This is a genomic window from Enterococcus sp. DIV2385 (assembly GCF_051711925.1).
In the GTDB taxonomy this organism is placed as follows: Bacteria; Bacillota; Bacilli; order Lactobacillales; family Enterococcaceae; genus Enterococcus; species Enterococcus faecalis.
On sequence record NZ_JBIONV010000001.1, the window covers coordinates 470,326 to 496,382 of the forward strand.

Annotated in this window: 26 protein-coding genes; 24 read left to right on the forward strand and 2 right to left on the reverse strand. The window is 36.8% G+C overall.

Going from position 1 to position 26,057, the window contains the following annotated elements:
• The first annotated feature begins 2 nt into the window (after window positions 1-2).
• The 4 genes from IGM04_RS02340 to IGM04_RS02355 all read left to right on the forward strand — a co-directional run bounded on the left by IGM04_RS02340 (window position 3) and on the right by IGM04_RS02355 (window position 3,250).
• Window positions 3-1,091, forward strand: coding sequence for a diacylglycerol kinase (locus IGM04_RS02340; protein WP_002396964.1), 1,089 nt, complete (start codon window positions 3-5; stop codon window positions 1,089-1,091).
• A gap of 199 nt (window positions 1,092-1,290) precedes the next feature.
• The gene (gene rlmD, locus IGM04_RS02345) at window positions 1,291-2,664 is read left to right on the forward strand and encodes a 23S rRNA (uracil(1939)-C(5))-methyltransferase RlmD (RefSeq protein ID WP_002364803.1); all 1,374 of its coding nucleotides are present in this window, start codon (window positions 1,291-1,293) and stop codon (window positions 2,662-2,664) included.
• Window positions 2,665-2,793, forward strand: coding sequence for a hypothetical protein (locus tag IGM04_RS02350; protein ID WP_002355577.1), 129 nt, complete (start codon window positions 2,665-2,667; stop codon window positions 2,791-2,793).
• Window positions 2,794-2,932: 139 nt separating this feature from the next.
• Window positions 2,933-3,250, forward strand: a complete 318-nt coding sequence (locus IGM04_RS02355) for a thioredoxin family protein (protein ID WP_002355583.1) — start codon at window positions 2,933-2,935, stop codon at window positions 3,248-3,250.
• A gap of 42 nt (window positions 3,251-3,292) precedes the next feature.
• Here the strand turns inward: IGM04_RS02355 and IGM04_RS02360 are convergent, their stop codons facing one another.
• On the reverse strand, window positions 3,293-4,138 hold the full coding sequence (locus tag IGM04_RS02360; RefSeq protein WP_086317761.1) for a helix-turn-helix domain-containing protein: 846 nt from the start codon (window positions 4,136-4,138) through the stop codon (window positions 3,293-3,295).
• Window positions 4,139-4,535: 397 nt separating this feature from the next.
• Between IGM04_RS02360 and ptcA the strand changes: the two genes are divergently transcribed.
• The 9 genes from ptcA to IGM04_RS02405 all read left to right on the forward strand — a co-directional run bounded on the left by ptcA (window position 4,536) and on the right by IGM04_RS02405 (window position 14,000).
• Window positions 4,536-5,555 carry a putrescine carbamoyltransferase gene (ptcA, locus tag IGM04_RS02365; RefSeq protein WP_002355587.1) on the forward strand — a complete coding sequence of 340 codons (1,020 nt, stop codon included), beginning with the start codon at window positions 4,536-4,538 and terminating at the stop codon, window positions 5,553-5,555.
• Between the two features lie 66 nt (window positions 5,556-5,621).
• Complete coding sequence (locus tag IGM04_RS02370; RefSeq protein ID WP_086317658.1) at window positions 5,622-6,998, forward strand: APC family permease; 1,377 nt, start codon at window positions 5,622-5,624, stop codon at window positions 6,996-6,998.
• On the forward strand, window positions 6,991-8,088 hold the full coding sequence (aguA, locus tag IGM04_RS02375) for an agmatine deiminase (RefSeq protein ID WP_002361262.1): 1,098 nt from the start codon (window positions 6,991-6,993) through the stop codon (window positions 8,086-8,088). Before IGM04_RS02370 ends, aguA begins: the two co-directional genes overlap by 8 nt.
• 11 nt (window positions 8,089-8,099) lie before the next feature.
• The gene (gene arcC, locus IGM04_RS02380; protein ID WP_002355590.1) at window positions 8,100-9,029 is read left to right on the forward strand and encodes a carbamate kinase; all 930 of its coding nucleotides are present in this window, start codon (window positions 8,100-8,102) and stop codon (window positions 9,027-9,029) included.
• A 196-nt stretch (window positions 9,030-9,225) separates the two neighbouring features.
• The gene (locus IGM04_RS02385; RefSeq protein WP_086317659.1) at window positions 9,226-10,812 is read left to right on the forward strand and encodes an amidase family protein; all 1,587 of its coding nucleotides are present in this window, start codon (window positions 9,226-9,228) and stop codon (window positions 10,810-10,812) included.
• Window positions 10,813-11,368: 556 nt separating this feature from the next.
• Window positions 11,369-12,067 carry a nicotinamide riboside transporter PnuC gene (gene pnuC, locus IGM04_RS02390; RefSeq protein WP_002355593.1) on the forward strand — a complete coding sequence of 233 codons (699 nt, stop codon included), beginning with the start codon at window positions 11,369-11,371 and terminating at the stop codon, window positions 12,065-12,067.
• 8 nt (window positions 12,068-12,075) lie between these two features.
• Window positions 12,076-12,720, forward strand: coding sequence for a deoxynucleoside kinase (locus IGM04_RS02395; RefSeq protein WP_002355594.1), 645 nt, complete (start codon window positions 12,076-12,078; stop codon window positions 12,718-12,720).
• 373 nt (window positions 12,721-13,093) lie between these two features.
• Window positions 13,094-13,501 carry a hypothetical protein gene (locus IGM04_RS02400; RefSeq protein ID WP_256924899.1) on the forward strand — a complete coding sequence of 136 codons (408 nt, stop codon included), beginning with the start codon at window positions 13,094-13,096 and terminating at the stop codon, window positions 13,499-13,501.
• A 112-nt stretch (window positions 13,502-13,613) separates the two neighbouring features.
• On the forward strand, window positions 13,614-14,000 hold the full coding sequence (locus tag IGM04_RS02405; protein WP_002358717.1) for a DUF1149 family protein: 387 nt from the start codon (window positions 13,614-13,616) through the stop codon (window positions 13,998-14,000).
• 46 nt (window positions 14,001-14,046) lie between these two features.
• Here the strand turns inward: IGM04_RS02405 and IGM04_RS02410 are convergent, their stop codons facing one another.
• On the reverse strand, window positions 14,047-14,382 hold the full coding sequence (locus tag IGM04_RS02410; RefSeq protein WP_086317660.1) for a hypothetical protein: 336 nt from the start codon (window positions 14,380-14,382) through the stop codon (window positions 14,047-14,049).
• A gap of 297 nt (window positions 14,383-14,679) precedes the next feature.
• Between IGM04_RS02410 and IGM04_RS02415 the strand changes: the two genes are divergently transcribed.
• From IGM04_RS02415 to IGM04_RS02465, 11 genes are all read left to right on the forward strand, one after another.
• Complete coding sequence (locus IGM04_RS02415; protein WP_002355598.1) at window positions 14,680-16,071, forward strand: L-cystine transporter; 1,392 nt, start codon at window positions 14,680-14,682, stop codon at window positions 16,069-16,071.
• Window positions 16,072-16,203: 132 nt separating this feature from the next.
• Window positions 16,204-16,584, forward strand: coding sequence for a VOC family protein (locus IGM04_RS02420; protein ID WP_002358720.1), 381 nt, complete (start codon window positions 16,204-16,206; stop codon window positions 16,582-16,584).
• 152 nt (window positions 16,585-16,736) lie between these two features.
• Window positions 16,737-17,903: a serine hydrolase domain-containing protein gene (locus IGM04_RS02425; protein ID WP_002384946.1), complete on the forward strand. Its 1,167-nt coding sequence runs from the start codon at window positions 16,737-16,739 to the stop codon at window positions 17,901-17,903.
• A gap of 98 nt (window positions 17,904-18,001) precedes the next feature.
• Entirely contained in the window at window positions 18,002-18,712 is a 711-nt protein-coding gene (locus tag IGM04_RS02430) for a DUF1003 domain-containing protein (RefSeq protein WP_002355601.1), read from the forward strand.
• A 152-nt stretch (window positions 18,713-18,864) separates the two neighbouring features.
• Window positions 18,865-19,815 carry an oxygen-dependent tRNA uridine(34) hydroxylase TrhO gene (trhO, locus tag IGM04_RS02435; RefSeq protein ID WP_002355603.1) on the forward strand — a complete coding sequence of 317 codons (951 nt, stop codon included), beginning with the start codon at window positions 18,865-18,867 and terminating at the stop codon, window positions 19,813-19,815.
• 178 nt (window positions 19,816-19,993) lie between these two features.
• Window positions 19,994-20,377, forward strand: a complete 384-nt coding sequence (locus IGM04_RS02440; protein ID WP_002355604.1) for an LPXTG cell wall anchor domain-containing protein — start codon at window positions 19,994-19,996, stop codon at window positions 20,375-20,377.
• Window positions 20,377-21,108, forward strand: a complete 732-nt coding sequence (locus IGM04_RS02445) for a WxL domain-containing protein (RefSeq protein ID WP_086317661.1) — start codon at window positions 20,377-20,379, stop codon at window positions 21,106-21,108. Before IGM04_RS02440 ends, IGM04_RS02445 begins: the two co-directional genes overlap by 1 nt.
• A 16-nt stretch (window positions 21,109-21,124) precedes the next feature.
• Complete coding sequence (locus IGM04_RS02450; RefSeq protein WP_002355607.1) at window positions 21,125-21,904, forward strand: WxL domain-containing protein; 780 nt, start codon at window positions 21,125-21,127, stop codon at window positions 21,902-21,904.
• A 19-nt stretch (window positions 21,905-21,923) separates the two neighbouring features.
• Complete coding sequence (locus IGM04_RS02455) at window positions 21,924-24,023, forward strand: lectin-like domain-containing protein (protein WP_086317662.1); 2,100 nt, start codon at window positions 21,924-21,926, stop codon at window positions 24,021-24,023.
• 22 nt (window positions 24,024-24,045) lie between these two features.
• A complete protein-coding gene (locus IGM04_RS02460) occupies window positions 24,046-24,786 on the forward strand; it encodes a WxL domain-containing protein (RefSeq protein ID WP_010817055.1) in 741 nt (246 codons plus the stop codon).
• Window positions 24,787-24,860: 74 nt separating this feature from the next.
• A complete protein-coding gene (locus IGM04_RS02465; RefSeq protein ID WP_086317663.1) occupies window positions 24,861-25,955 on the forward strand; it encodes a DUF916 and DUF3324 domain-containing protein in 1,095 nt (364 codons plus the stop codon).
• Window positions 25,956-26,057: the final 102 nt, after the last annotated feature.

The window sequence follows — 26,057 nt, forward strand, 5'->3', positions numbered from 1 at the left end:
CCATGAAAAAAGCTAGAGTGATTTATAATCCAACGTCAGGCAAAGAGTTAATCAAAAAGAACTTAGCCGATATTTTATCTATTTTAGAAGAATGTGGTTATGAAGCCAGTGCATTTGCGACCACACCAGAAGAAAATTCAGCACGCAATGAAGCACATCGTGCTGCGCGTGCAGGATTTGATTTACTAGTAGCAGCAGGTGGAGATGGGACCATTAATGAAGTCGTGAATGGGATAGCTCCGTTGAAGCGGCGACCTAAAATGGCCATTATTCCCGCTGGAACGACGAATGACTATGCACGGGCCTTGAAGATTCCTCGTGATAATATCGTTAAGGCAGCAGAAGTGATTAAAAAAAATCAAACTGTCAAAATGGATATTGGCCAAGCCGGCAAAAATTACTTTATCAATATTGCGGCGGGTGGTCATTTAACGGAACTGACTTATGAAGTTCCATCAGAGTTGAAAAGTATTTTTGGTTACTTAGCGTACTTAGCCAAAGGAGCCGAAATGTTGCCGCGAGTGAAGCCGATTAAAATGCGCATGACGTATGATGAAGGTGTGTACGAAGGCAACGCATCAATGTTTTTCCTAGGGCTGACTAACTCGGTGGGTGGTTTCGAGCAAATCGTACCAGACGCTAAATTAGATGATGGTAAGTTTTCATTAATCATTGTAAAAACAGCCAATATTTTTGAGATTCTTCATTTAGTTGCGTTAATGTTAAATGGTGGAAAGCATGTTGATGATCATCGACTAATCTATACAAAGACTAGCTATTTACATGCAGAAACGTTAGAAAAGAACAATAAAATGATGATTAATTTAGATGGTGAATATGGTGGCGATGCTCCAATGACCTTTAAAAACATGCATCAACATATTGAAATTTTTGCAAATGGTGATGCACTGCCGTCCAATGCAATTATGGGTTCTGTCTTAACTGGTAGCGATGAGATTGTCGTAGAATCAGAAGACGAAGAGGAAGAAGCATATAACGAAGCCAGCAAAGAATTTGTCAAAGAAGTTGAACGACTAACAGACGAAGATATTGATGGCGATGGAAAGATTGCCGAAAAAGAAAAGCACTAGGTAGTCCGTGAATAGCTAATGAAAGATTTAGTTGATAAGATCTTTCATTGGCTATTTTTTGACTAAGGGAAAGGATCTCATTCTTTTATTTACCTAAAAAGCCCAAACGAAATTGCTAAATCGCCATGAAAATTCGTTGTTGCTTTTCTTAGGTATTTTCATTAGAATGAGTGAAGTGTATAAAAAGAAGGAGCGACTTATGAAAAATTATCCAGTAAAGAAAAATGACGTCATTGAAGTAGAAATCGTTGACTTGACGCATGAAGGTTTAGGCGTGGCAAAAGTGGACCATTATCCATTGTTTATTGAAAATGCCTTACCAGGTGAAAAACTTGAAATCAAAGTCTTAAAAACAGGCAAAAGTTTTGGTTATGGGAAAGTATTGACTGTCCTAAAAAGCAGTGAACAGCGTGTGCCCGTGAAAGATGAAAACTTTACAAAAGTCGGGATTAGTCCGTTGCAACATTTAGCGTACGGCGCCCAACTATCATTTAAAACACAACAAGTAGAAAATGTTATGCAACGTGTCGCTAAATTGCCAGAAGTCCCTGTTTTACCAACAATTGGGATGAACGATCCGTGGCATTACCGGAACAAAGCACAAATTCCCGTGCGTAAAATTGACAACCAACTACAAACAGGTTTTTTCCGGAAAAATAGCCATGATTTAATTCCGATGGAACATTTCTATATTCAAGACCCAGAAATTGATGCAGCAATTGTTAAAATCCGTGACATTATGCGTAAATATAGCGTAAAACCTTATAACGAATCTGATAATACAGGGAACTTACGCCATATTGTCGTTCGTCGTGGCTACCATACTGGGGAGATGATGGTTGTTCTAATTACGAGAACACCGAAATTATTCCCAATTAGTAAAATTGTGCCAGATATTTTGGAAGCTATTCCGGAAGTAGTCAGCATTGTACAAAATGTAAATCCAAAACGAACCAATGTCATTTTTGGCGACGAAACCATCTTATTACATGGGTCTGAAAAAATTACAGATACTATTTTTGATTTGAAATTTGAAATTTCCGCGCGTTCATTTTATCAAGTAAATCCACAACAAACAGAAGTGATGTATCAAAAAGTTAAAGAGTATGCGGCTTTAACAGGCAATGAAATTGTGGTGGATGCCTATTGCGGGATTGGGACGATTGGCTTAACTTTAGCCCAAGATGCAAAGCAAGTTTACGGTATTGAAGTAATTGAAGAAGCGGTCAAAGATGCAGAAAATAATGCTAAATTAAACAACATTGAGAATGCCACTTTCACGGCTGGTTTAGCGGAAGAATTATTGCCAAAATTAGTTGAAAATGGCTTGCAACCAGATGTTGTGGTGGTGGATCCACCACGGAAAGGGTTAGATGGTCAATTAGTAAACACATTAATTGAAACGCAACCTGAACGAATTGTTTATGTCAGCTGTAATCCAGCCACACTCGCTCGCGACATTGCATTATTAACAGAAGGTGGCTATGAAGCAAAAGAAATTCAACCAGTGGATAATTTCCCACAAACGACCCACATTGAATCTGTCACGTTATTAACAAAGGCGGTGGATTAAATGAATGAAAAAGAAAAAATGTTAGAATTAATTAAAAAGAAACAAGGTGGTGGCCGTTCTAAAAAAATGGAAACTCCCAAAAATGATCGTAAAAACATGCGCAAAGGGCCTAAAATTTTTAATAAATAAGCGGTTATCAGTAAAAAGTTGTCTCCCATTTCATTAATGGGAGACAACTTTTTTGTTAAAGCATTCCTAGCCAAACAAATAAGTTGTTATTTTGCTAGTAAATCTGTTATTTTAGACAAAAGACAAGGAGGGCTATTCAGTGGAATATGTAACAACATTAGAAGAATTAGAAGAAAAAATTACAGATAATCGTCTACAAGCCGTCTTTTTGACAGCAAAAAATTGTAGTGTTTGTACAGTTGATAAACCGATTGTCGAAAAAATTGCAACAAAATATGAATTTCCTACATACATTGCAGAAGCTGATAAAAGTCCAGAAATAATTGGACAATTAAATGCTTTTTCTGCACCGACCATTATCTTATACTATGAAGGAAAAGAAATTCATCGCCAAGCTAAAATTATTAACTTTCAAGAAATTGAAAAGAGAGTTCGACAAGTACAAGAAAATAGTTAATCAAAAAGGAAGCCACCGATCACGGAGAGGCTTCCTTTTTAATTATCTCGCTAAATGTTCAGTTTGTTGTTGAGAAAAAAGTTGATAACTGACAAAAACTTCTGCTCTTTTGTTTACTTCTAATTTAACGAAAATATTGTGGATATGTGTTTTTACTGTCCCGATTGATAGGAATAGTTCGTTGGCTATATCTTGATTTGTTTTGCACTCTAAAAGTAACGAAAGCACTTCTCGTTCTCGCTGCGTTAATTGATAGGCATCACAAAAAGGCGCCAAAAGTACGGGTTCATCTGATTGATTTTCTTCCAATTTAGCAGCTTCTTTTTCAAGAACCGACAGAGGAAAATCACGATTACAGAAGTAGATAATGGCGATGGAGAGAATGATTGTATAAATATCTTCAGAAACGTTTCGGTTGTTAATTTTAAAGACAATATCAGAATATTGGTCAATGTTAAAAATAACGAAGGTATCTTCCAAAAGAATCGCCACACCGAAACCAATGCTTAGCCAACCAATAAAACGAAGATATTTTTTCGCAAGGGCTGATAAAGGATCTATTCGTAATTGATAGAGCGCATAGCATCCAAGGTAAATTAAAAATAGCTGATTGGGTAAATAGTACAACCAAACTTTTAAGGCGGAATTTTGTGAAAATGGAATAGCTAGCATCCATAAACCAATTAAAAATAACCAGACAAATTGATAATTTTTAAAAGGACGACCACTAACAGTATTGATAATAGCCAGATAGGCAAAATTACAACAAATAAAAATGATGGTCTTTAAAAAAGGTGCGGTCATAAAGGTCTGATTATATTCGGTTGCAAACGAATTAATGAACTCAGTCATATAAACAATCACATTGTCACAAATAAAAATAACCATTAAAAAGAGAAGCAATAAAAAAATCGGTTGTTTATTTTTCAAGTAAAGATTTAAGGTAAAGGTTGAAGTAAACGAGTATAAAATAATCAACAAGATGTTATAAATAAAAACAAATGTCACGATTGGAAACCCCTTTCATCTTTTATTTTAAGTGAATGATTTTTCAAAATAATTATACCATTTTCAAATCTATGATTGGTCAGAAATTAGAGAGAAATCCGCCTAAACTTTTATAAACCCCTGGTGTACCAATGGTTTATAACCATAAATAAACTTTTTTTAATGAAAAATCACGCCAAAAAAGAAAGCGTTTTCTAACTTTTGGCGGATAGTAAACTCTTCGCTAAACTTGGTAAAGTCAATGTGTAAACAAAAACAACTTTAGGAGGAACACATCATGAAAAGAGATTACGTTACAACAGAAACATATACGAAAGAGGAAATGCACTACTTAGTCGATTTATCATTAAAAATTAAAGAAGCGATTAAAAATGGGTATTATCCGCAACTGTTAAAAAACAAATCTTTAGGAATGATTTTCCAACAATCTTCAACTCGAACACGAGTATCTTTTGAAACTGCAATGGAACAATTAGGTGGACATGGCGAATATTTAGCACCTGGTCAAATTCAATTAGGGGGACATGAAACGATTGAAGATACCAGCCGCGTATTGTCACGTTTAGTAGATATTTTGATGGCTCGTGTGGAACGTCACCATAGTATTGTTGATTTAGCTAATTGTGCTACCATCCCAGTCATTAACGGTATGTCTGATTACAATCATCCAACCCAAGAATTAGGTGATTTGTGTACCATGGTTGAGCATTTACCAGAAGGCAAAAAATTAGAAGATTGTAAAGTTGTCTTTGTCGGAGATGCGACACAAGTTTGTTTTTCTTTAGGATTAATCACAACAAAAATGGGCATGAATTTTGTTCACTTCGGTCCAGAAGGTTTCCAATTAAATGAAGAGCATCAAGCGAAATTAGCAAAAAATTGTGAAGTTTCAGGCGGTAGCTTTTTGGTCACAGATGATGCAAGTTCTGTTGAAGGCGCTGATTTCTTGTACACGGATGTTTGGTATGGCTTGTACGAAGCGGAATTATCTGAAGAAGAACGTATGAAGGTTTTCTATCCAAAATATCAAGTGAATCAAGAAATGATGGATCGGGCAGGAGCCAATTGTAAATTCATGCACTGTTTACCAGCAACACGTGGGGAAGAAGTAACTGATGAAGTGATTGACGGTAAAAATTCTATTTGTTTCGATGAAGCAGAAAACCGTTTAACATCTATTCGTGGCTTATTAGTATATCTTATGAATGATTATGAAGCAAAAAATCCTTATGATTTAATCAAGCAAGCAGAAGCGAAAAAAGAACTAGAAGTTTTCTTAGACACTCAAAGCATTTAACGGCCAACTGTCCACTGATTGAAAAAATGAATCAGTGGACAGTTTATAAAGAGAGGAAGAGTCTTCATGGAGGGGAAAAAGAAATTTAGTTTAACGAGTGCCATTTTATCAGTCATCTGTGTGGTTTTCGTTGCTGAAGCAGCGGCGCCTGTTGCTGCAATTGGTAATTCTCAGTTTTTTTGGTGGATTTTCTTATTAATTGCATTCCTATTGCCATATGGGTTAATTTCATCAGAATTAGGAACAACTTATATTGGTGAAGGGGGCATCTATGATTGGGTGACCAAAGCATATGGTCATCGTTGGGGTGCCAGAGTTTCTTGGTATTATTGGATTAATTATCCATTGTGGCTAGCTTCATTAGCCGTTATGACGCCAGAACTATTAACGACAATTACAGGTATTAAGTTTTCAACACCGATGATGATTATTGTTGAATTAATTTTTACTTGGATTGTGGTTTGGATTAGTTTTTATCCAGTCAGCGACAGTATCTGGATTCTAAATGGAGCTGCCGTAATCAAGATGGTTTTAGCAGTCTTAATTGGTGGGCTAGGATTGTATGTAGCCTTGACGAAAGGTGTGGCCAATGAATTTACCTTGAAATCAATGCTGCCAACGTTTGACTTAAGGAGTTTATCTTTTATTTCTGTAATCATTTTTAATTTGTTAGGGTTTGAAGTCATCTGTACGTTTGCAGATGATATGGAAAATCCTAAGAAGCAAATTCCACAAGCTATTGTAGCAGCGGGGTTAGTCATTGCGGCCATTTATATTTTTTCAGCCTTTGGAATTGGGGTAGCGATTCCCACCGATCAAATTAGTACCGGCAGTGGTATGATGGATAGCTTTAAACTGTTGACAGGTTCGACAGAAGGTTGGTTCATTATGTTGATGGCTTTCCTATTCCTTCTTACGCTGTTCGGCAACATGATTTCTTGGTCATTAGGAGTCAATAATACAGCTTGTTATGCTGCTGAAAATGGTGACATGCCTAATTTTTTTGAAAAACGTAGTAAGAAAAATGACATGCCAATTGGGGCTGCTTTGATGAATGGCATTGTGGCATCGGTGGTCATTGTATTAGCACCAATTTTACCTAATCAAGATTTATTCTGGGCCTTTTTCTCCTTGAATGTCGTCCTATTCTTGTTATCGTATATCCCAGTTTTCCCAGCTTTTTATAAGCTTAGAAAAATTGATCCCGATACACCACGTCCGTTTAAAGTTAACGGAAAACCAGGATTTTTAAAAGTTTTAGTGGTTTTGCCAATGATTATGATTATTATTTCACTGATTTTCACAGCAGTGCCTTTAGATTTTAGTCCCGCAGCATTAAATGAAAAATTACCAATCACAATTGGGGCAATCATTTTTATTCTGTTTGGTGAAGTAATTATTTACGTGAAAAAAATTAAGAAGGGAACGAAAGAAAATGGCTAAACGAATTGTAGGAAGTACCCCTAAACAAGATGGCTTTAGAATGCCAGGAGAATTTGAACCACAAGAGAAAGTTTGGATGATTTGGCCAGAAAGACCGGATAATTGGCGTGATGGTGGTAAACCTGTCCAAGAAGCTTTTACTAATGTGGCCAAAGCAATTAGTCAATTTACACCGATGAATGTGGTGGTTTCTCAACAACAATTTCAAAATTGCCGTCGCCAATTGCCGCCAGAAATTACGGTTTACGAAATGTCAAACAATGATGCCTGGGTTCGTGATTGTGGACCATCATTTGTCATTAACGACCATGGAGAAATCCGTGGTGTGGATTGGACATTCAATGCTTGGGGGGGATTAGTAGATGGTTTATATTTCCCTTGGGACCAAGACGATTTGGTTGCACAAAAAATTTGTGAAATTGAGCATGTAGATTCTTATCGTACAGATGATTTTGTTTTAGAAGGCGGTTCATTCCACGTAGATGGACAAGGAACAGTCTTGACTACAGAAATGTGCTTATTAAGTGAAGGTCGAAATCCACAACTTTCAAAAGAAGCAATCGAACAAAAATTATGCGACTATTTAAATGTTGAAAAAGTTCTTTGGCTAGGTGATGGAATTGACCCAGAAGAAACCAATGGTCACGTGGATGATGTAGCTTGTTTTATTGCACCTGGTGAAGTGGCTTGTATTTACACCGAAGATCAAAATAGCCCATTTTATGAAGCGGCACAAGATGCGTATCAACGTTTGCTTAAAATGACTGATGCTAAAGGACGCCAATTAAAAGTCCACAAATTATGCTGTCCTGTCAAAAATGTAACCATTCAAGGCTCCTTCAAAATTGATTTCGTGGAAGGAACCATGCCACGAGAAGACGGCGATATTTGTATCGCATCCTATATGAACTTTTTAATTACAAATGATGGCGTGATTGTGCCACAGTATGGTGATGAAAATGATTGTTTGGCTTTAGAGCAAGTTCAAACGATGTTCCCAGATAAAAAAATTGTCGGCGTTAATACGGTAGAAGTTGTTTATGGGGGCGGCAATATACACTGTATCACACAACAAGAACCAAAGCGCTAGGAGGGAAACAGATGTCAAAAATAGTGATTGCATTAGGTGGAAATGCGTTAGGAAATTCTTCGAAAGAACAATTGGCAAAAGCACAAACCGCGGCAAAATCCATTGTTGATTTAATTGAACAAGGCCATCAAGTGGTGATTGCTCATGGCAACGGGCCACAAGTTGGCAAAATTCGCTTAGCTTTTGAGGAAACGAGTCAATCTCCAGAAGATGTCGTGCCGTTTCCTGAATGCACAGCAATGAGCCAAGGCTATATTGGCTATCATTTACAACAAGCAATTGATGAAGAACTAGTAGCCAGAAATTTAGGGGAACAACCAGTTGTTACGTTAATTACACAAGTCGTGGTGGATCCAAAAGACCCAGCGTTTACAAAACCAACAAAACCAATTGGTGGTTATTATGACGAAGAAACAGCCAAACAGTTGATGGCGGAAACTGGGAACGTCTATCAAGAAGATGCGGGTCGAGGCTGGCGACGGGTAGTTCCTTCACCAAAACCAGTTGATATTTACGAAAAAGTTAGCTTGCGAACACTTGTTGATGCAGGACAGATCGTAATTGCTTGTGGTGGTGGCGGGGTTCCTATTGCCTATGATGGTCCAGTCTATCATGGTGTAGATGCAGTCATTGATAAAGACTTTGCGGCAGCAAAAATGGCTGAACTCATTGAAGCAGATGTTTTTGTGGTATTAACTGCAGTGGAACATGTTTTTGTTAACTTTGGTCAAGCAAATCAACAAGCTTTGACCGATGTTACGGTTACGGCAATGCAACAATATATAGAAGAAAATCAATTTGCGCCAGGTAGTATGTTACCTAAGGTAGAAGCGGCCATCAGTTTTGCAGAAAGTAAACCAAACCGCCAGGCGATTATCGGGCTTTTAGAATTAGCTTCGGAAGCAATCAAAGGAGAAAGTGGTACACGAATTACACAATAAATTCTCAGTATTTAACTTTCACAAAAGACTAAAACAAACGCATTTAGCGGACTAACTTAATCGTTAGAGAGTAGGACATCGGTCGTTTTGACGGATGTCCTACTCTTTATTTTGTCTTTTTAACGAACAAAACTGTTAGTTGTCATGCAAAAATAAACATAGTAAGATAATCTTTAAATGGTATAGGAGGATAAAAATGTCTAAATTTTTAAAAGTAATCGGAATAATTGCTGTTTTGTTAGTCATAATAGGCGCTGCAGCTTATTGGTTTATACTCAAAAAGTTCACTCCTGAGGCAGAAACCCCAGCAATGTACAATCAAGAGAGAATCGTTAAAACGATTGAAGACCAATTAAAAGAAACAGATGTACAAAAAGCTCGGACCAAAGCACCGTTGATTATTGAAAAAAATATCACTGAATTACAGCAAGCGATTGCCGACGGAGCATTGACCTATGAAGAACTTACGGCGTTTTATTTGGACCGTATTTTACAGTTCGATCAAATAGATAATGGCATGAACAGCATCTCTGAAATCAATCCGCAAGCAATTAAGGAAGCCAAGGCATTTGACCAGCAAGCCTCTCAAACACCGAAGAAGCCTTTGTATGGTATTCCTGTGACTTTGAAAGAAAATATAAATACGACCAACATGATTTCGAGTGCAGGAGCTTATGCCTTACGCACGTTCAAGCCTAAGGAAGATGCGGAAGTAGTTAAGAAGTTAACAGAGGCGCAAGCTTTGATTTTAGGAAAAGTAAACTTATCTGAACTAGCGAATTATATGTCAATGAAAGCACCAAGTGGCTATAGTTCCAAGCATGGACAAACACTTAATCCTTATGGGCCGCTCAAAATAACACCTTCAGGTTCAAGTTCTGGGAGTGGGGCTAGTGTGACGATGAATATCGGCGCCTTCTCTTTAGGCACTGAGACGATGGGATCGATTGTTTCCCCCGCTTCTCATCAATCAGTGGTTGGTTTTAAACCGACCCACAGTTCAGTAAGTGGCGAAGGTGTTTTGCCATTGGCACCGTCATTAGATACAGTTGGCCCGATTGCCCGAAGTGTCGTTGATGCTGCGCAAGGCTATAATGCGTTTAAGAAAGACACGGTTCCGAGCATTGATTCAACGAAATTTACTAAAAATAACTTACAAGGTCAACGCATTGGGTTGCTAGAAATGCCAAGTGCTGAAGAAGAATTTACGGCTGCTAAAAAGGCCCTCCAAAAAGCTGGAGCAGAAGTGATTCCGGTAACACCAGACATGGAAGGGATTGATGGCGGGAAAGTTATTTCCAATGAATTTAAGTTTGCATTGGAAGAATTTGCGAAACGTTATGATTTACCATTTAAAACACTGGAGGAACTAATTGCGTATAATCAACAAGATAAAAAGGTTCGTGCCAAGTATGGGCAAGATTTATTAGAAGCAGATGTTAAAAAGAAACAACCAGATAAAGAAATCATTCAAACAACCATTAAAAAAGCACAGCAAACGTTTGATGCGTTGCTAAAAAAACAACAATTAGACGGATATGCCTTTATTGATTCTGAAGGTACGGGTTTAAGTGCCGTGGCAGGATATCCTGAATTGACTGTTCCTTTGGCGAAAAACAGTGAAGGACAACCTTATGGGCTGACTTTTACACAAACTGCCAATAAAGAGCAAACGTTATTTGAGCAAGCTTACAGCTTTGAACAAAGTACAAAAGGACGGATAGTACTTTCAGACAACGAGCTGTTGGCAAACAGTAAAAAAATAAATAGAGATGATCAGTAAAGGGAAACTAGGAATGGCGAAACATCCGTATCAAACCTAATAAAGATAATCGACCTACAAATGAAAGGAATTGTTTGTAGGTCGATTATTTAGGTTAGTCGTTTTTTTTTTGCTTTTTTAGGCGAATGTTTTCATGTAATAAGTTAATAAGTGGCCAGATTCGAGAAATAAGGCCGTCAATTTTTAAGCATATCAATAAAAAGAGTGAACGATGGCTGTGTTTGAAGCATGAATATGTGTGGTTGCTTCCGCTTTCACAACATTAATTTGGAGCGCTACCGTCGTAAAGGGTTCTGCTGCAGGAATTATTAGATGGAAACAAATCCATGAATACATAGAAGATTAAAACAAGATGAAGAAAATATTGTGGCAATAAAGGATATCAGAAAGCTTGCGTAATAACTATATGTAGTGTTTCGATATTTTTCGAATCAATATATAGTATTAAAATCTTCTTTTTATTCCGAAATCTGATTGACTTGTTTTTTAAAACGGAGTACTCTTATTGAGACGTCAACAGATAAAAGTTTGGTTTTAGGAAGGTCGGAAATTTGTTGTGAATAAGAATTTTTTGGTGAATGATTTTAAAGGTTGGGAAACGAGAAGTTACTTGTTTTTAGCTTTGATGGTGGGGGTACAGTTGATTGCATTTGCTATCAATCCATCGAATTGGATTACGTTAGTAGGTGGTTTAGCCGGCATCATTTGTGTGAATTTAATTGCCCAAGGAAAAGTCAGCAATTACATTTTTGGGTTAATCAGTGCAGTGATTATTGGCTATTTTGGGTTAGTGACACGGGTATATGCGGAAGTTCTTTTACAAAGCTTCTATATTATTATGGACATTACAGGGCTTTATGCTTGGCTTCGGGCTAGCGAGGATGGCTCGGGTCAAGTAACCGAAGTAAAAGTTTTAAAAGGTATTCAGTGGTTGTATGCCTTTTTCACGTGGCTGCTCATTGGCGTAGCTGCATATATTTTGTTAGGTTTTGTAAATGATGCGCAACAAACATTAGATGCAATCACGTTCAGTGTTTCAGCGACAGGGATGTTATTGATGATTAAACGTTATCAATCGCAATTCGTGTTTTGGTTACTAGGAAATATTTTTTCAATTTTGTTATGGTTCCGAGCTGGGACGCACGCTGGTGGTGATTATGCGATATTTGTTATGTATTGTATGTATACTTTTAACTCAATTTTTGGTATGTTTAATTGGTTGAAGATAAAAAATAAAATGGAAAAAAATAGGTAGGGAGTTCGATGGCAGTGATTGTTTTAGCAGGTACGATTGGCGCTGGTAAATCTAGTTTAACAGCTTTAATTGCAAACCGTTTAGGTTCAGAAGCCTTTTACGAATCAGTTGATGATAATGAGGTATTACCTTTATTTTATGCGGAACCGGAAAAGTACGCATTTTTATTACAAATTTATTTTTTAAATAAACGTTTTGATAGTATTAAACAAGCATTAACACATGAAAATAATGTATTGGATCGCTCGATTTATGAAGATTCATTACTTTTTCATTTAAATGCAGATTTAGGTCGTGCAAACGAAACAGAGGTCAAAGTGTACGATGACTTATTACAAAACATGCTCCAAGAATTGCCTTATGCTGCGCATAAAAAAAGACCTGATTTGTTAGTTCATATTCGTATTTCATTTCCCAAAATGTTAGAACGCATCAAAAAACGTGGCCGTCCTTATGAACAAATTGAGACAGATCCAACGTTGTATGATTACTATCAAATGTTGAACGAGCGTTATGATCAATGGTATGAAGACTATGATGAAAGTCCTAAAATTCAAATTGATGGCGATAAATATGATTTTGTCGAAGATCCTGAAGCGTGTCAATATGTCTTGGCGTTAATTGAGAAGAAAATTGAAGAATTAGAAAGATAAATAAAAAGAAGCAAGTCCGGACTTGCTTCTTTTTGACTTAAAATGTGGATAGATAGGCTAAAGTTGCTACTAAATAAAGGAGTGTAGTGCTAAATTATAGAATCGGATTTTAACCTTCCCCTAAGTTAAAATCGGATAATCTATCCATCGACAGTTTAAGTTTGTATAAAATAGCGGTAGCTATTATCAACGAAGTCATTCATCGGTTGACCTGACTTCTCTAGAAGTATACCATCGAAAATAACCAACAGTTGTTCAAAATTTGGACTTAGTAAGTGTAAATTTTGATTGAAAGTTTCTGTAAATCAATCATTTATTCAAAAAATAATGCTCGAAAGAAGGAAGATAAATGAGCCAAATTTGATTTGAACGCATTCTACGTTGGCGCAAAAAAGCGCAACGATTTTTACAAGGACGTTATGCCCGGTTCGATGAATTGAATCGAACGCTGTTGCTAACAAGTGTCGTGCTGGCGCTCATCAATATTTTTACTGGCTATCTTTGGGTTCGGTTATTGATTTTAATCACAGTCGCCTACGTGTATTATCGCTTTTTTTCAAAACATATTCACCCGCGATTGAATGAAAATCAACGGTTTATTCTTCGAAAACAACGCCTAATGCAAAAGGTTCATGCTTTTCGCAAGCGACACCTGACTCAGAAAGAGTATCGTTATTTTAAATGTCCAAAATGTCAGCAGTCATTACGTGCGCCGAAAGGACGAGGAACAATCAAAGTCACTTGTTCAAAATGCCAAAATCAATTTATCAAAAAAGTCTGACCTTCTGTGTTTTTTGGTCTAGGCAACTTTCGGACTTGTGGTATACTTGAGAAAAGAAACCATTGGATATTCTAAAAGGGGAATATCTTGTTAAAAAAGGAGAGAAAAAACAATGGAAATTAAACGCCAACAAGAAATTGTTGAAGCGTATCACTATGATATGCGAGTACCTGATTCAGAAGTAGAGACAGATTTACGTGTCAGTTTTTCACCAATTGAAGTAGAAGAAGAAAATTATCCAGAAAACAGCTCAGCACTTGTTGCTCGCTTAGAATTTCGAATTGTCTTTGACGAATTTGTTTTATCAGGGGCGATTAGTCAAATTAATCACATTATTGATCGTAAAATTGAAAAACAAGAAGATATTTCGCAAGAAGAAGTCGATGAACTTGTGCGTCCTTTATTTAGCATCGTCGAACGTTTATCTTATGAAGTAACTGAAATTGCTCTGGATCGTCCAGGTGTTCAATTGAATTTTCAACAATCAGAAGAAGCTTAAACTTTAAAAACAGCGTTTATAACGGATTCCGTTATAAACGCTGTTTTTATTCTTGTGAAGATTTAGCAACCAAAGCTTTTTTAAACTGTTCATAATTTTTTGTAGCGATATCCACATAAGCAATCGGCTGACCAACTTTGGTGATTTTTTCGGGAAGATAGGGAGCGAGCATTTCATTGTACAAAATGAACTCAGCTTCTGGTACTTCCTCTGAAAGAACATCATAACTGATAAAGTCAATTTCATAGGTTGGTTGAAAAAAGGCTTTGATGTTTTGCTGCTCTTTATTTGAAAAGAGCCAAGGACCCGCATTTGCAGGGCTTCCCACGAATAACGTCGCTCCATCACGGTTGACAGAAAGGATCCAACAAATTTTTTGCATACGCTTACACCTCCTAGAACTAAGTATACCACGTCAGCTTAAAAGAAAGAGGACAAAAAACAAATTATTTTTACAGTGACTAGTAAAACAACGCTTGGTGATAGTTTTAAACTATCACAACGGTTATTTTCTATCAAAAAGTAAGCAAATTATCCCACTATTTGCTATAAAATAAGGTACAATAGAACTATCACTGGAAACAGTTTGCTGTTTTCAGGGTATTTACTGGAGAGTGAGTACCGGGAACCTTTACTTCCTTTGATGTACTTGTCATTAAAAACATAGGGAGGAACTAAAATGACAACATTCATCACTGTATTAGTGATCCTTGCATTTATTGCTGTGTTATTCGGTTTCTACCAAATGCAAAAGAAACATTTAAAATTCTCAACACGTGTCTTTTCAGCATTGGGCGTGGGGATTGTTTTAGGTGCAATTATTCAATTTGCTTTTGGTACAGACAGTAAAATTACTACGCAATCAATGGAATGGATCGGGATTGTAGGTAATGGTTATGTAGCGTTTCTACAAATGCTCGTAATTCCGTTAGTATTTGTATCTATTGTAGGTGCATTTACAAAAATGAAAGAATCCAATAAATTAGGAAAAATTAGCTTTAATGTGTTAGCCACCTTACTAGGAACAACAGCAGTAGCTGCCTTGGTGGGGATTGGAACAACCTTAGCGTTTGGCCTTCAAGGGGCAAAATTCACGCAAGGTGCTGCAGAAACGTCAAGAATTGCCGAGTTAGCGACGCGTCAAGATGCGATTCAAGATTTGACGATTCCACAACAAATCGTTTCATTTATTCCTAAAAATGTCTTTGCTGACTTTGCGGGAACACGACCAATGAGTACCATTGGGGTGGTAATCTTTGCTGCGTTTGTTGGTGTCGCTTATTTAGGCGTTCGTCGTAAAGCGCCAAAAGAAGCTGAATTTTTTGCAAATTTAATTGATAGTTTATATAAAATTACCATGCGAATTGTTACCTTAGTTTTACGCTTGACCCCTTATGGCGTGTTAGCGTTAATGATTAATGTTGTAGCAACAAGTGATTTTGTTGCGATTATTAACTTAGGTAAATTTGTGTTGGCATCATATGTGGCCTTAATCATTGTTTTTGCCATTCACATGCTGATTTTAATTACTTTAAAAGTCAATCCAGTTACGTATCTAAAAAAAGTTTTTCCAGTCTTGAGCTTTGCTTTTACTTCTCGTTCAAGTGCAGGAGCTTTACCATTAAATATTGAAACACAAACCAAAGCATTAGGTGTCGATGATGCCACAGCAAACTTTGCTGGTAGTTTCGGTTTATCTATTGGACAAAATGGTTGTGCCGGCGTTTATCCAGCTATGTTAGCAACCATCGTTGCACCAACTGTTGGAATTGATGTCTTTAGTTTACAATTTATTTTAATGTTAGTAGCAGTTGTCACAATCAGTTCATTTGGCGTAGCCGGTGTCGGCGGCGGAGCAACTTTTGCTTCTCTAATCGTTTTAGGCGCAATGAACTTGCCAGTTGCAATTGTTGGTTTAGTAATTTCAGTTGAACCACTTATTGACATGGCGCGGACAGCTGTTAACGTTAACGATAGTATGGTTGCAGGCGTGTTAACAAGTGCTCGTATTCATGAATTAGATCGTGATGTCTTAAATGATCGCGACGTTGTCTTAGATGCAAATATCTAAATCAATAAAACGAAAAGTGTTTGAGCAATGTCTTGCTCAAACACTTTTTTTGAATTTTAAGCGAAAGTGCAGTAATTATTTAAAAGAACGTATATAATAAGTTGTTAACTAAATTCAAAAGGACGTGAAGGAATGTTTTCAAACCAAGTAAAGATTATGTTATATGTGAATAATGTTGAGGAATCTAGTCAATTTTGGCAAACGTTTGGCTTTGTTGAAAAGGAAAGAGAGGAAGTTGACGGCACATTGGTGGTAGAAATTGCACCAAGTGAATCAGCAGAAGCGATTATTGTTTTATATGATTTGGCCTTTATTCAAAAACATTCACCAGAAGTGGCGGGGAATACCCCTTCTTTAATGTTTGCTAGCGATGATATCATTGGTCTCTATAAAAAAATGCAAGAGGCTGGCGTTACTGTTGGTGAAATGGTTCAATTGCCAACAGGCTTAGTTTTTAATTTTGCAGATAACGATGATAATTACTTTGCTGTGATGGGGCAAGAAAGTAAATAAAAAACAGCTTGGCACCAGAATCTAGATTGATTCTGGTGCCAAGCTGTTTTTTATAAAAGTTGAAAGTTTTATAAATTTTACTAAAATCTGTAATTTTCATGAAAATATAGCGTATGATAATGCTGTTAATAGAATAGGCGGAGGTAAGCGGTATGCGTAAACGACATGCAAAGAAAAGACATGGAGGAGTGAATTGGCTTTTTATAGTGTGTTTGTTGGTGGTGATTGGTGGTAGTGGTTATTTAATAAAAACGTTCTTTTTCACTAGAGATTCACAAGTGAGTCAAGAATCGAAAGTGGTCTTGGAAGAAGATCGCCGAAGTGATAATTATGCGAATTTAACGAAAGAAATAGTTGCACCAGATAGTGGCGAACTTGATCAAAAAATTCAAGAAACAAATTATATTGGTTCGGCTTTGATCATTAAAGATGATCAGGTTTTAGTAAATAAAGGATATGGCTTTGCCAATTTTGAAAAGCAACAAGCCAATACGCCAAACACAAGGTTTCAGATTGGCTCAATTCAAAAATCTTTTACCACAACCTTGATCTTAAAAGCGATTGAAGAAGGTAAACTTACATTAGATACAAAACTCGCTACGTTTTATCCGCAAATTCAAGGTGCTGAGGATATTACGATTAGCGATATGTTGAATATGACAAGCGGTTTAAAGTTATCAGCAATGCCTAATAATATCGTTACCGATGAAGAAATTATTCAATTTGTTAAACAAAATACCATTCAAGTCAATAAAGGAAAATACAATTATTCCCCAGTAAATTTTGTCCTTTTAGCAGGAATGTTAGAGAAAATGTATCAACGTACCTATCAAGAATTATTTAATAATCTTTATCACAAAACGGCTGGTTTAAAGAATTTTGGCTTCTATGAAACCTTATTGGAACAACCCAATAATTCAACAAGTTATAAATGGACAGAAGACAATTCGTATAATCAAGTGCTCTCAATTCCCGCAGCTAGTTTTGCCCATGAATTTGGGACTGGGAATGTGGATATGACGACAGGTGATTTGTATTGGTACTTACATCAATTAATGAGTGGACACTTAGTTTCCACCGCACTTTTGCAAAAATTATGGACGTCTTCTCAGCAAAGTTCTTATCATGGCGGCATCTATGTTCATGATAATTATTTACGCTTACACGGCGTTGAAGCGGGTCAACAAGCCCTGGTTTTATTTTCAAAAGATATGAAAACCGGGGTCATATTGCTAACTAATTGTGTGAATCCAGCGAAATACAAAGAATTAATTGGTTCGTTGTTCCATGATGTAACCAATTTACCTGTTAAATTTTAAAGCAGAAGCAACAACGATCACTCCAAAGCCTTTTTAGGTTTCTTCTGAGAGACTTTATATTAAAATAAAGGGAAGAACGATCAAAGGGAGTGACGAAGATGAAGCAATCAAAAAATAAACAAGTTGTTATTGGTGAATCAACGAAAAAAAACATTTATCTTCAAGATATAGAACAGGAAACGCAAGCTTTTATTCTCCAAAACAATCCACAATTGACAGCTGAATCGATGATTACATTGGCGGAGTTACTTAATTATCGTTTGGATTACATGAAACAATTGGTCGCAAATGATTCTGAAAAAATCCAACAACTGAATGAATTGGTGGTTCAACATATCAAAGAAGATAAGCTGATTTCCAATAATATGAATGAAAAGATGGAAAAGAAATTAACCTTTGGCCAACGAGCAGCGGATACCATTGCTAAATTTGGCGGTAGCTGGGTGTTTATTGGCTTCTTTTGTTTCGTGTTGATTGCTTGGATCGTGATTAACTCTACCACTTTATTGGGACAACCATTTGACAAATATCCTTATATTTTGCTAAATCTCGCCTTATCTTGTTTAGCAGCTATCCAAGCACCGATTATTATGATGAGTCAAAACAGACAAGAAGCCCGTGATAGAGAACAAGCGAATAATGATTATAAAATTAACTTAAAAGCAGAAGTAGAAATTAATTTATTACATGAGAAAATGGATTATATTATCAATAATCAACTAGAAAATTTGGTAAAAATCCAAAATATTCAAATTGAACTTTTAGGTGAATTGCAAGAACAACTCGCCGCGACTTCTGAAAAGGAGTAGTATAAAAAGTAGCTCGTTGTTGCGTAATAATTATTACGCAACAACGAGCTACTTTTTTATTGTGTGTAAATACACAAGCAAAATAATCGCTTTCCCTTTTTTATTCACCGTATAATGGGATAGAATGACTTTATACAAAAGGGGAAAACAAGATGAAATACCAAGTATTACTTTATTACAAATATACAACAATTGAAGATCCAGAAGCTTTTGCGAAAGAGCATTTAGCTTTTTGCAAATCATTAAATTTAAAAGGCCGTATTTTAGTAGCGACAGAAGGGATTAACGGAACGTTATCTGGTACTGTCGAAGAAACAGAAAAGTACATGGAAGCAATGCAAGCAGATGAGCGCTTTAAGGATACATTCTTTAAAATTGATCCAGCAGAAGAAATGGCGTTCCGCAAAATGTTTGTTCGCCCACGTTCTGAATTAGTGGCGTTGAACTTAGAAGAAGACGTTGATCCATTGGAAACGACGGGGAAATATTTGGAACCTGCAGAATTTAAAGAAGCCTTATTAGACGAAGACACTGTTGTAATCGATGCTCGTAACGATTATGAATATGATTTAGGACATTTCCGTGGTGCCGTGCGCCCAGATATCCGTAGTTTCCGTGAGTTACCACAATGGATTCGCGAGAACAAAGAACAATTTATGGATAAAAAAATTGTTACCTATTGTACTGGCGGGATTCGCTGTGAAAAATTTTCTGGCTGGTTATTAAAAGAAGGATTTGAAGATGTTGCTCAATTGCATGGTGGTATCGCCAACTATGGAAAAAATCCAGAAACACGTGGCGAACTTTGGGACGGCAAAATGTATGTCTTTGATGACCGAATCAGTGTCGAAATTAATCATGTTGATAAAAAAGTTATTGGGAAAGACTGGTTTGATGGGACACCTTGCGAACGCTACATTAACTGTGCAAACCCAGAATGTAATCGTCAAATCTTAACTTCAGAAGAAAATGAACATAAACATTTAGGTGGCTGCTCATTAGAATGTAGCCAGCATCCTGCCAACCGTTATGTAAAAAAACATAATTTAACAGAAGCAGAAGTTGCTGAACGTTTAGCTTTGTTAGAAGCGGTTGAAGTATAAAAATAATAAAAAAATAAACAAAAAAACTTCGAAAATTATTTTTTGAAGTTTTTTTGTTTATTTTTTTGTCTTTAAAAGTGTTGATTTTAAAGCTTTATTAGCTGAAACCATTTTATTTTTTAAAAGCGTCTGAAAAAAATAAAAAAATCTAATAAATATTTCTTTTATATAATGTTTATTGGCTGGGCCAGTCAATGTTGAAAATGGGGAAGGAGGAATTCAGATGAAAATCATAAAAAGGTTTAGTTTGGTATGTTTAGGGCTATTGATCATTGGGTTGCAAACAAAAAGCGTTATGGCTGAAGAAAATAATTATGAATCAAATGGTCAAGCGAGTTTCTATGGCACCTACGTTTATGAGAATGAAAAAGAGTCAAATGACGTAGCGTATACCCAACAATCAGAAGAACAGGGAAGAAATAATTTAGCTGCTTCTGGACAAGCAGTTTTACCTAAAACAGGCGAGTCTGAAAATCCGCTGTATTCCTTGATAGGAGTTAGTTTGTTGGGGGTAGTCATTTATTTAATTAATAAAATGAAACGAGAGAAGGAGCTTATTTAATGAAAAAAACTGTTTTACTTACATCGGCAACCATACTTTTAGGCGTAGGGTTTCAAGCAATAAACGCATCAGCAGCAGAAACTTTTCCGAAAGAATACAATACGGAAGGCACAATTACTTTTGAAGCAGGCGATAACGAAATCACACCGCCTGTTGATCCAGAAAATCCCGATCCTACTGATCCAGTAGACCCAATTGATCCTCCAGGGCCAGGAACGGGTGGTGCCTTATCAATTGATTATGGGTCAAAATTTAAATTTGGTACACAAAAGATTTCTACGGCAGATCAAACGTATTATGCTGCGCCAGATGAAATGAAAGATGGTTCAAAAAAACCAACCTATGTACAAGTAACTGATAAAAGAGGAACGTTAGCAGGATGGAAACTAACGCTTTCCCAACCTGAACAATTTAAAACAGCTACTGGAGAAGAACTAGTCGGCGCTCAATTGACGTTTACAAAGGCAGCAGCTGCTTCAATGGTGGATGAAAAATATAAACCTACTGAAGTCAGTAGTACTATTTCCTTAACACCTGGTGTAAATAATAATCTAGCGATGAACGCTAAAAAAGAAACAGGTGTTGGGACTTGGGTTTATCGCTTTGGTTCAAATGAAGCAACAAATAAAGAAGCTGTCCAACTATTCGTTCCCGGAAAATCTGTAAAGCTTGCACAACAATATTCAACGAAGTTAGTTTGGGCATTAGAAGATACTCCCGCTAATAATTAAATAAAGGAGAAAAGCAATGAAAAAACAATTCACAGGAATCGTTCTATGCAGTACGTTTGCAGTTGCTGGTTGGTCCTTACAAGCGAAGGCAGAAGAGCCAAAAGAGTATCGTTCGAATGGTTTAGTAGAATTTATTCCGAACGTAGATCCGACAGAGCCAGTTGATCCAGAAAATCCCGATCCAGAAAAGCCAGTCAAACCAATTGATCCGACAGACCCAGAAGGTCCCAATCCTGGTACCCAAGGACCGCTGTCTATTGATTATGCTTCAAGTTTTGACTTTGGGAAAAATCGTATTTCGAATAAAGACCAAGTATATTTTGCAAGAGCACAGCAATATCAAGAAAATCAAAAAGAAACACCAAATTTTGTGCAAATTTCTGATAATAGAGGAACCAATAGCGGTTGGTCTTTAACCGTTACGCAAAAGGAGCAATTTAAAGCAACAAAGGCGACTTTAAATAGTCAGTTGACAGGTGCGCAAATTTCTTTAGCTAACCCGACCGTTAATAGTAATGCGCAAAATGTTGTGAAACCAGAGGCAACAAATAAGATTGCCCTTGTTCCAGGAACCGCATCGCTAGTGGCAGCTGCGAAGCAAGGAACCGGTGCAGGAACTTGGGCTACTTATTGGGGTAAAGTAGAAGTGGTTGCAGAACGCGATGAAACCAATACGGTACACAATGTTAATGTTACAAAAGATGTTGCGCTATCAGTACCAGGGTCAACCCCTAAAGATGCCGTGAAATATCAAACAAAATTATTGTGGACGTTGACGGATGTACCAGGAATTTAAAAAATAGAGGTGAAGAGAGATGCGAAACAAACAAAGCCTAGTCTTTTTGGCAAGTAGTTTATTCTTACTAATCCTTGCGCCTATTACTAGCGAAGCGATTAGTAATCCTTCGACAAATATCAACGAAGTCAATCGGGAAATAGTGGAGGAATCGGCCAATGATCAGGCAACTAGCGCTCCTTCTCACTCGGAAACATTAGAGCAAGAATCTTCCCTAGAAACGACAACAACAACCGATAATCATCCAGCAGAAACAGACCAATCAACGGCTACTTTAGAACCTAGCGAACAACAAAAGGATGACGATAACAGTGCAACGGAATCGGCGATAGTTGAACCACAGCCGCGCATGTTGGCTGCGCCATACGCTACTTCATTGCCTGATGATCCTAATATCATTCCAATCGACAAGGTATTTCAAGAGCCAATTGGAAATGCAACAAGTATTTTAGAAGGTGGGAAGTTATTACAACTAAACCCAGCTGTTAAATCACAAAAAGGAGCTATTTGGTCAAAAAAACCAATCAGTTTATTGTCGGATTTTACCTTTAAAAGTTATTTGTATTTAGGAAACGAGTATGCAAATGCTGGTGATGGTATGACCTTTACCTTAACGAATGATCCTAGAATGTCCACAACGCCTCAAGAAGTCATTGGTTCACCTGGGATGGGAATCGGTGCATACTCCACGAAAGCTGGTCAACCTTATGTTAGAAATGCCTTATCGATTGAGTTTGATACCTATAAAAATACTGGTAGTTCCAACCGAATGGACCGAGAAATTTCACAAGATAAGGGAAATGGACATTTAGCTTTTGTCACTCCGAAAGCTAATAACAACAGCTATACAGGGGAGCATTCAGGCGTCACCGTTGCGCCAACCTATCTATCTAATGGAACCTGGCGCATGTTGACTGTTCATTGGAATGCCGTAACCAAAGCATTAACATATGATTTAGAAGGTGTGGGCACGAATACGTATGTAGTTTCAGATTTAAATGCACAATTTGGCGCAACAACAGTTTATTGGGGCTTTACATCATCCACAGGGGGCAAATACCAAGAGAATGCTTTAGCAATGACACAAATTCCTACCAACGTTACGTCACAAGCAGCCCTTAGCGTGAATGGTCAGGAGTTTAGCTCAGCTGTTGAAGCAGTGAAAAATGATCAGGTGAGACTACGGAATACGTTGAATATTGACAATGACTTTATCGAAGATCGTCAACCGCAAGTAAGCATTGACTTACCTGATGAATTAGCATATGAAGAAAATTCATTAACGATTGATGGTAAAAAGGTAGCAGCCAAAGATCTGACACAAACAGGGAATCACTTAACAATTGCTTTAAATGACTACCTAGTTTTAAAGAAGGACATGATTATTGAATTAAAAACAACCCTTCAAGATAATACGCCCGAAAAAGTTTTAACTATGAACTTTGACTATTATGAAGAAGGAACCTTACTGCAAAAGTCAAATAATGTAACGATTACTATTCCTAAACCAACAGAAAAAACAGTGACCGTTTTTTATAAAGACGCGGAAGGTAAAGATATTGCTCCACCTAAGAGTGTAACAGGGAAAATTGGTGCACCCTATCAAGAAAAACCCCTAGATATTTCTGGCTATGTTTTTACAAAAGACTCGGGCAATGCGGAAGGAACAATGACAGAGGAAACAAAAGACATTTATTTTTACTATCGTTTAGGGGAACTATATTTTAAAGAGGCACCAAAACAGATTACTTTTGGTACGGAAAAGATACGTAATCAACCACTAATTAAACTTGGGCATCCCACCGAAGGACTAAAAGTCGTGGATGAACGTAACGCAAATAATTGGCGCCTGCAACTAAAGCAAACGCAACCGTTAACAAATGATTCAATTGTAATGCCAGATGTTTTTTCTTTCGTTTCAACTGCTGGAAGCTCTCAGATTACAAATGAGGCAATTACGCTTTTAGAAAGTAATCAGAAAGGTGAAACAGATTTAACAGCATTACTTGATGAATCAAAACAACAAGGAATTCAAATTAATGTTCCTGTAGCTTATCAAAGAGTTGGAACATTTAAAGCTCGTTTATCTTGGGCGTTAGAAGACGTACCAGGAAATTAAAGAAAAGAATGGAGAAAAGAAAATGAAAAAAGTAACAACAGTATGTTTATCCACATTTATTTTAGGGAGCTTAGGCATGACTTCTCAAGCCTTTGCAGAAGATGGCGGTAGTTATACATCTAATGGTATCGTAGAATTTACACCAAGTGAAGAGCCAACTAATCCGGTTGACCCAACGGATCCAACTAATCCAGTTGATCCTATTGACCCAACAGATCCTGAAGGTCCTAATCCAGGAACAAACGGTCCGTTGTCAATTGATTATGCGTCAAGTCTAGACTTCGGTATTCAAAAAATCACGTCGAAGGATCAGACTTATTTTGCTGCTACCCAAAAATACAAGACGGTAGGCGCAACCGATGAAGTCAAAGAAGGGCCTAACTATGTCCAAGTAACAGATAACCGTGGAACTGAAGCTGGCTGGTCATTAAAAGTGAAACAAGAAGGACAATTTAAATCAACTTCTGGTAAAGAATTGACTGGGGCAGCTATCACGTTTAAAAACGGAAATGTAGTGACTGCTTCAGATTCAGGCAAACCAACAGGCCCAGCCACAATCACGTTGAATTCAGATGGTAGTCAATCAGATGTAATGAGTGCAGCGAAAGGAAACGGTGCAGGAACTTATTTATTTGATTGGGGAACAGATGCAACTACAGCTGCTAAAAGTATTGAGTTAACTGTTCCAGGTTCTACAACCAAATATGCTGAAAAATACGCCACAAAATTAACATGGACGTTGACAGACGCTCCAGGAAATTAAACGAGTTTTAAAAGAAGAATAGCGGGGAACATGGTTACCTGCTATTCACTACATATAGAAAAGGAGTAAATAATTTGAACAGAAAAAAACAACGATTTCTTTTTTTTCCGATACTACTAATTCTTTTAGCGTTAGTACCTAGCAATGGTTTTGCCAGTGAATTTAATTTTGCGGTTACGCCTATTCCATCAGAAAAACAAGTAGATAAAGAAAAAACTTACTTTGATTTATTACTAGCACCAAATGAAGAAACTGAGTTGAAAGTGAACTTGCGCAATGATACAGATAAAGAAGTAAAGGTAGGTATTTCCATCAATAGTGCCATTACCAATTCAAATGTAATCGTGGAGTATGGTGAAAATAAGGGGAAAAAAGATCAAAGTTTAGCGTTTGATATAAAAGACTACGTTCAATACCCTAGCTCAGTTCGTTTAAAACCGAAAAGTGAACAAACGGTTTCTATTAACGTCAAAATGCCTAATACACCCTTTGATGGAGTGTTAGCTAGTGGTATCACTTTTAAAGAAGAAACGTCGGATAAAGGCAAACGTCAAGACGATAAGAGTCAGGGGTTATCCATTAAAAATGAATATTCGTATGTCGTTGCATTATTGATGCAACAAAATAAAAAAAAGGTTGAGCCGAATTTACTTTTGAAAAAAGTCTCACCAGGACAGATTAATGCTAGAAATGTGATTTTAGTCAATCTACAAAATGATCAAAAAACATATATTAACCAAGTTGCATTTTCGGTAGAGATTACCAAAAAGGGGCATGAAGAAGTTTTATATAAAGAGGAAAAAGCAAACATGCAAATTGCGCCAAATACCAATTTTTCTGTTCCCATTGCGCTAAAAGGGCAACCACTTAAGCCAGGAGATTACCATTTGTCTATGACCGTTGTTGGGAATAAAGATGCTGCAGGCTCATTTAAAAAATCAATAAACAATGAATCGATATCTTTTAGAAATCAATGGCAATTTGAAAAAGACTTTACAATTAATGGTGAAGTTGCCAAAGAATTAAATGAAAAAGATGTCACCTTAAAAGAAAATCATTCGAATTTATATTTGATGATTGGCTTACTACTATTATTGATAGTGATTTTAATCATTGCTTGGTTGATTTGGCGAAAAAAGAAACAGGAAAAAAACGAAAGAGAAATATAAAGAGTAGTTAATTTTTGATTTGATTATCGGCAACGTTTTTGTTTGTTTTTACTTATCAAACATGCAGTTTATTCAACAAACCTAACTCAAAAAAAGAAATAA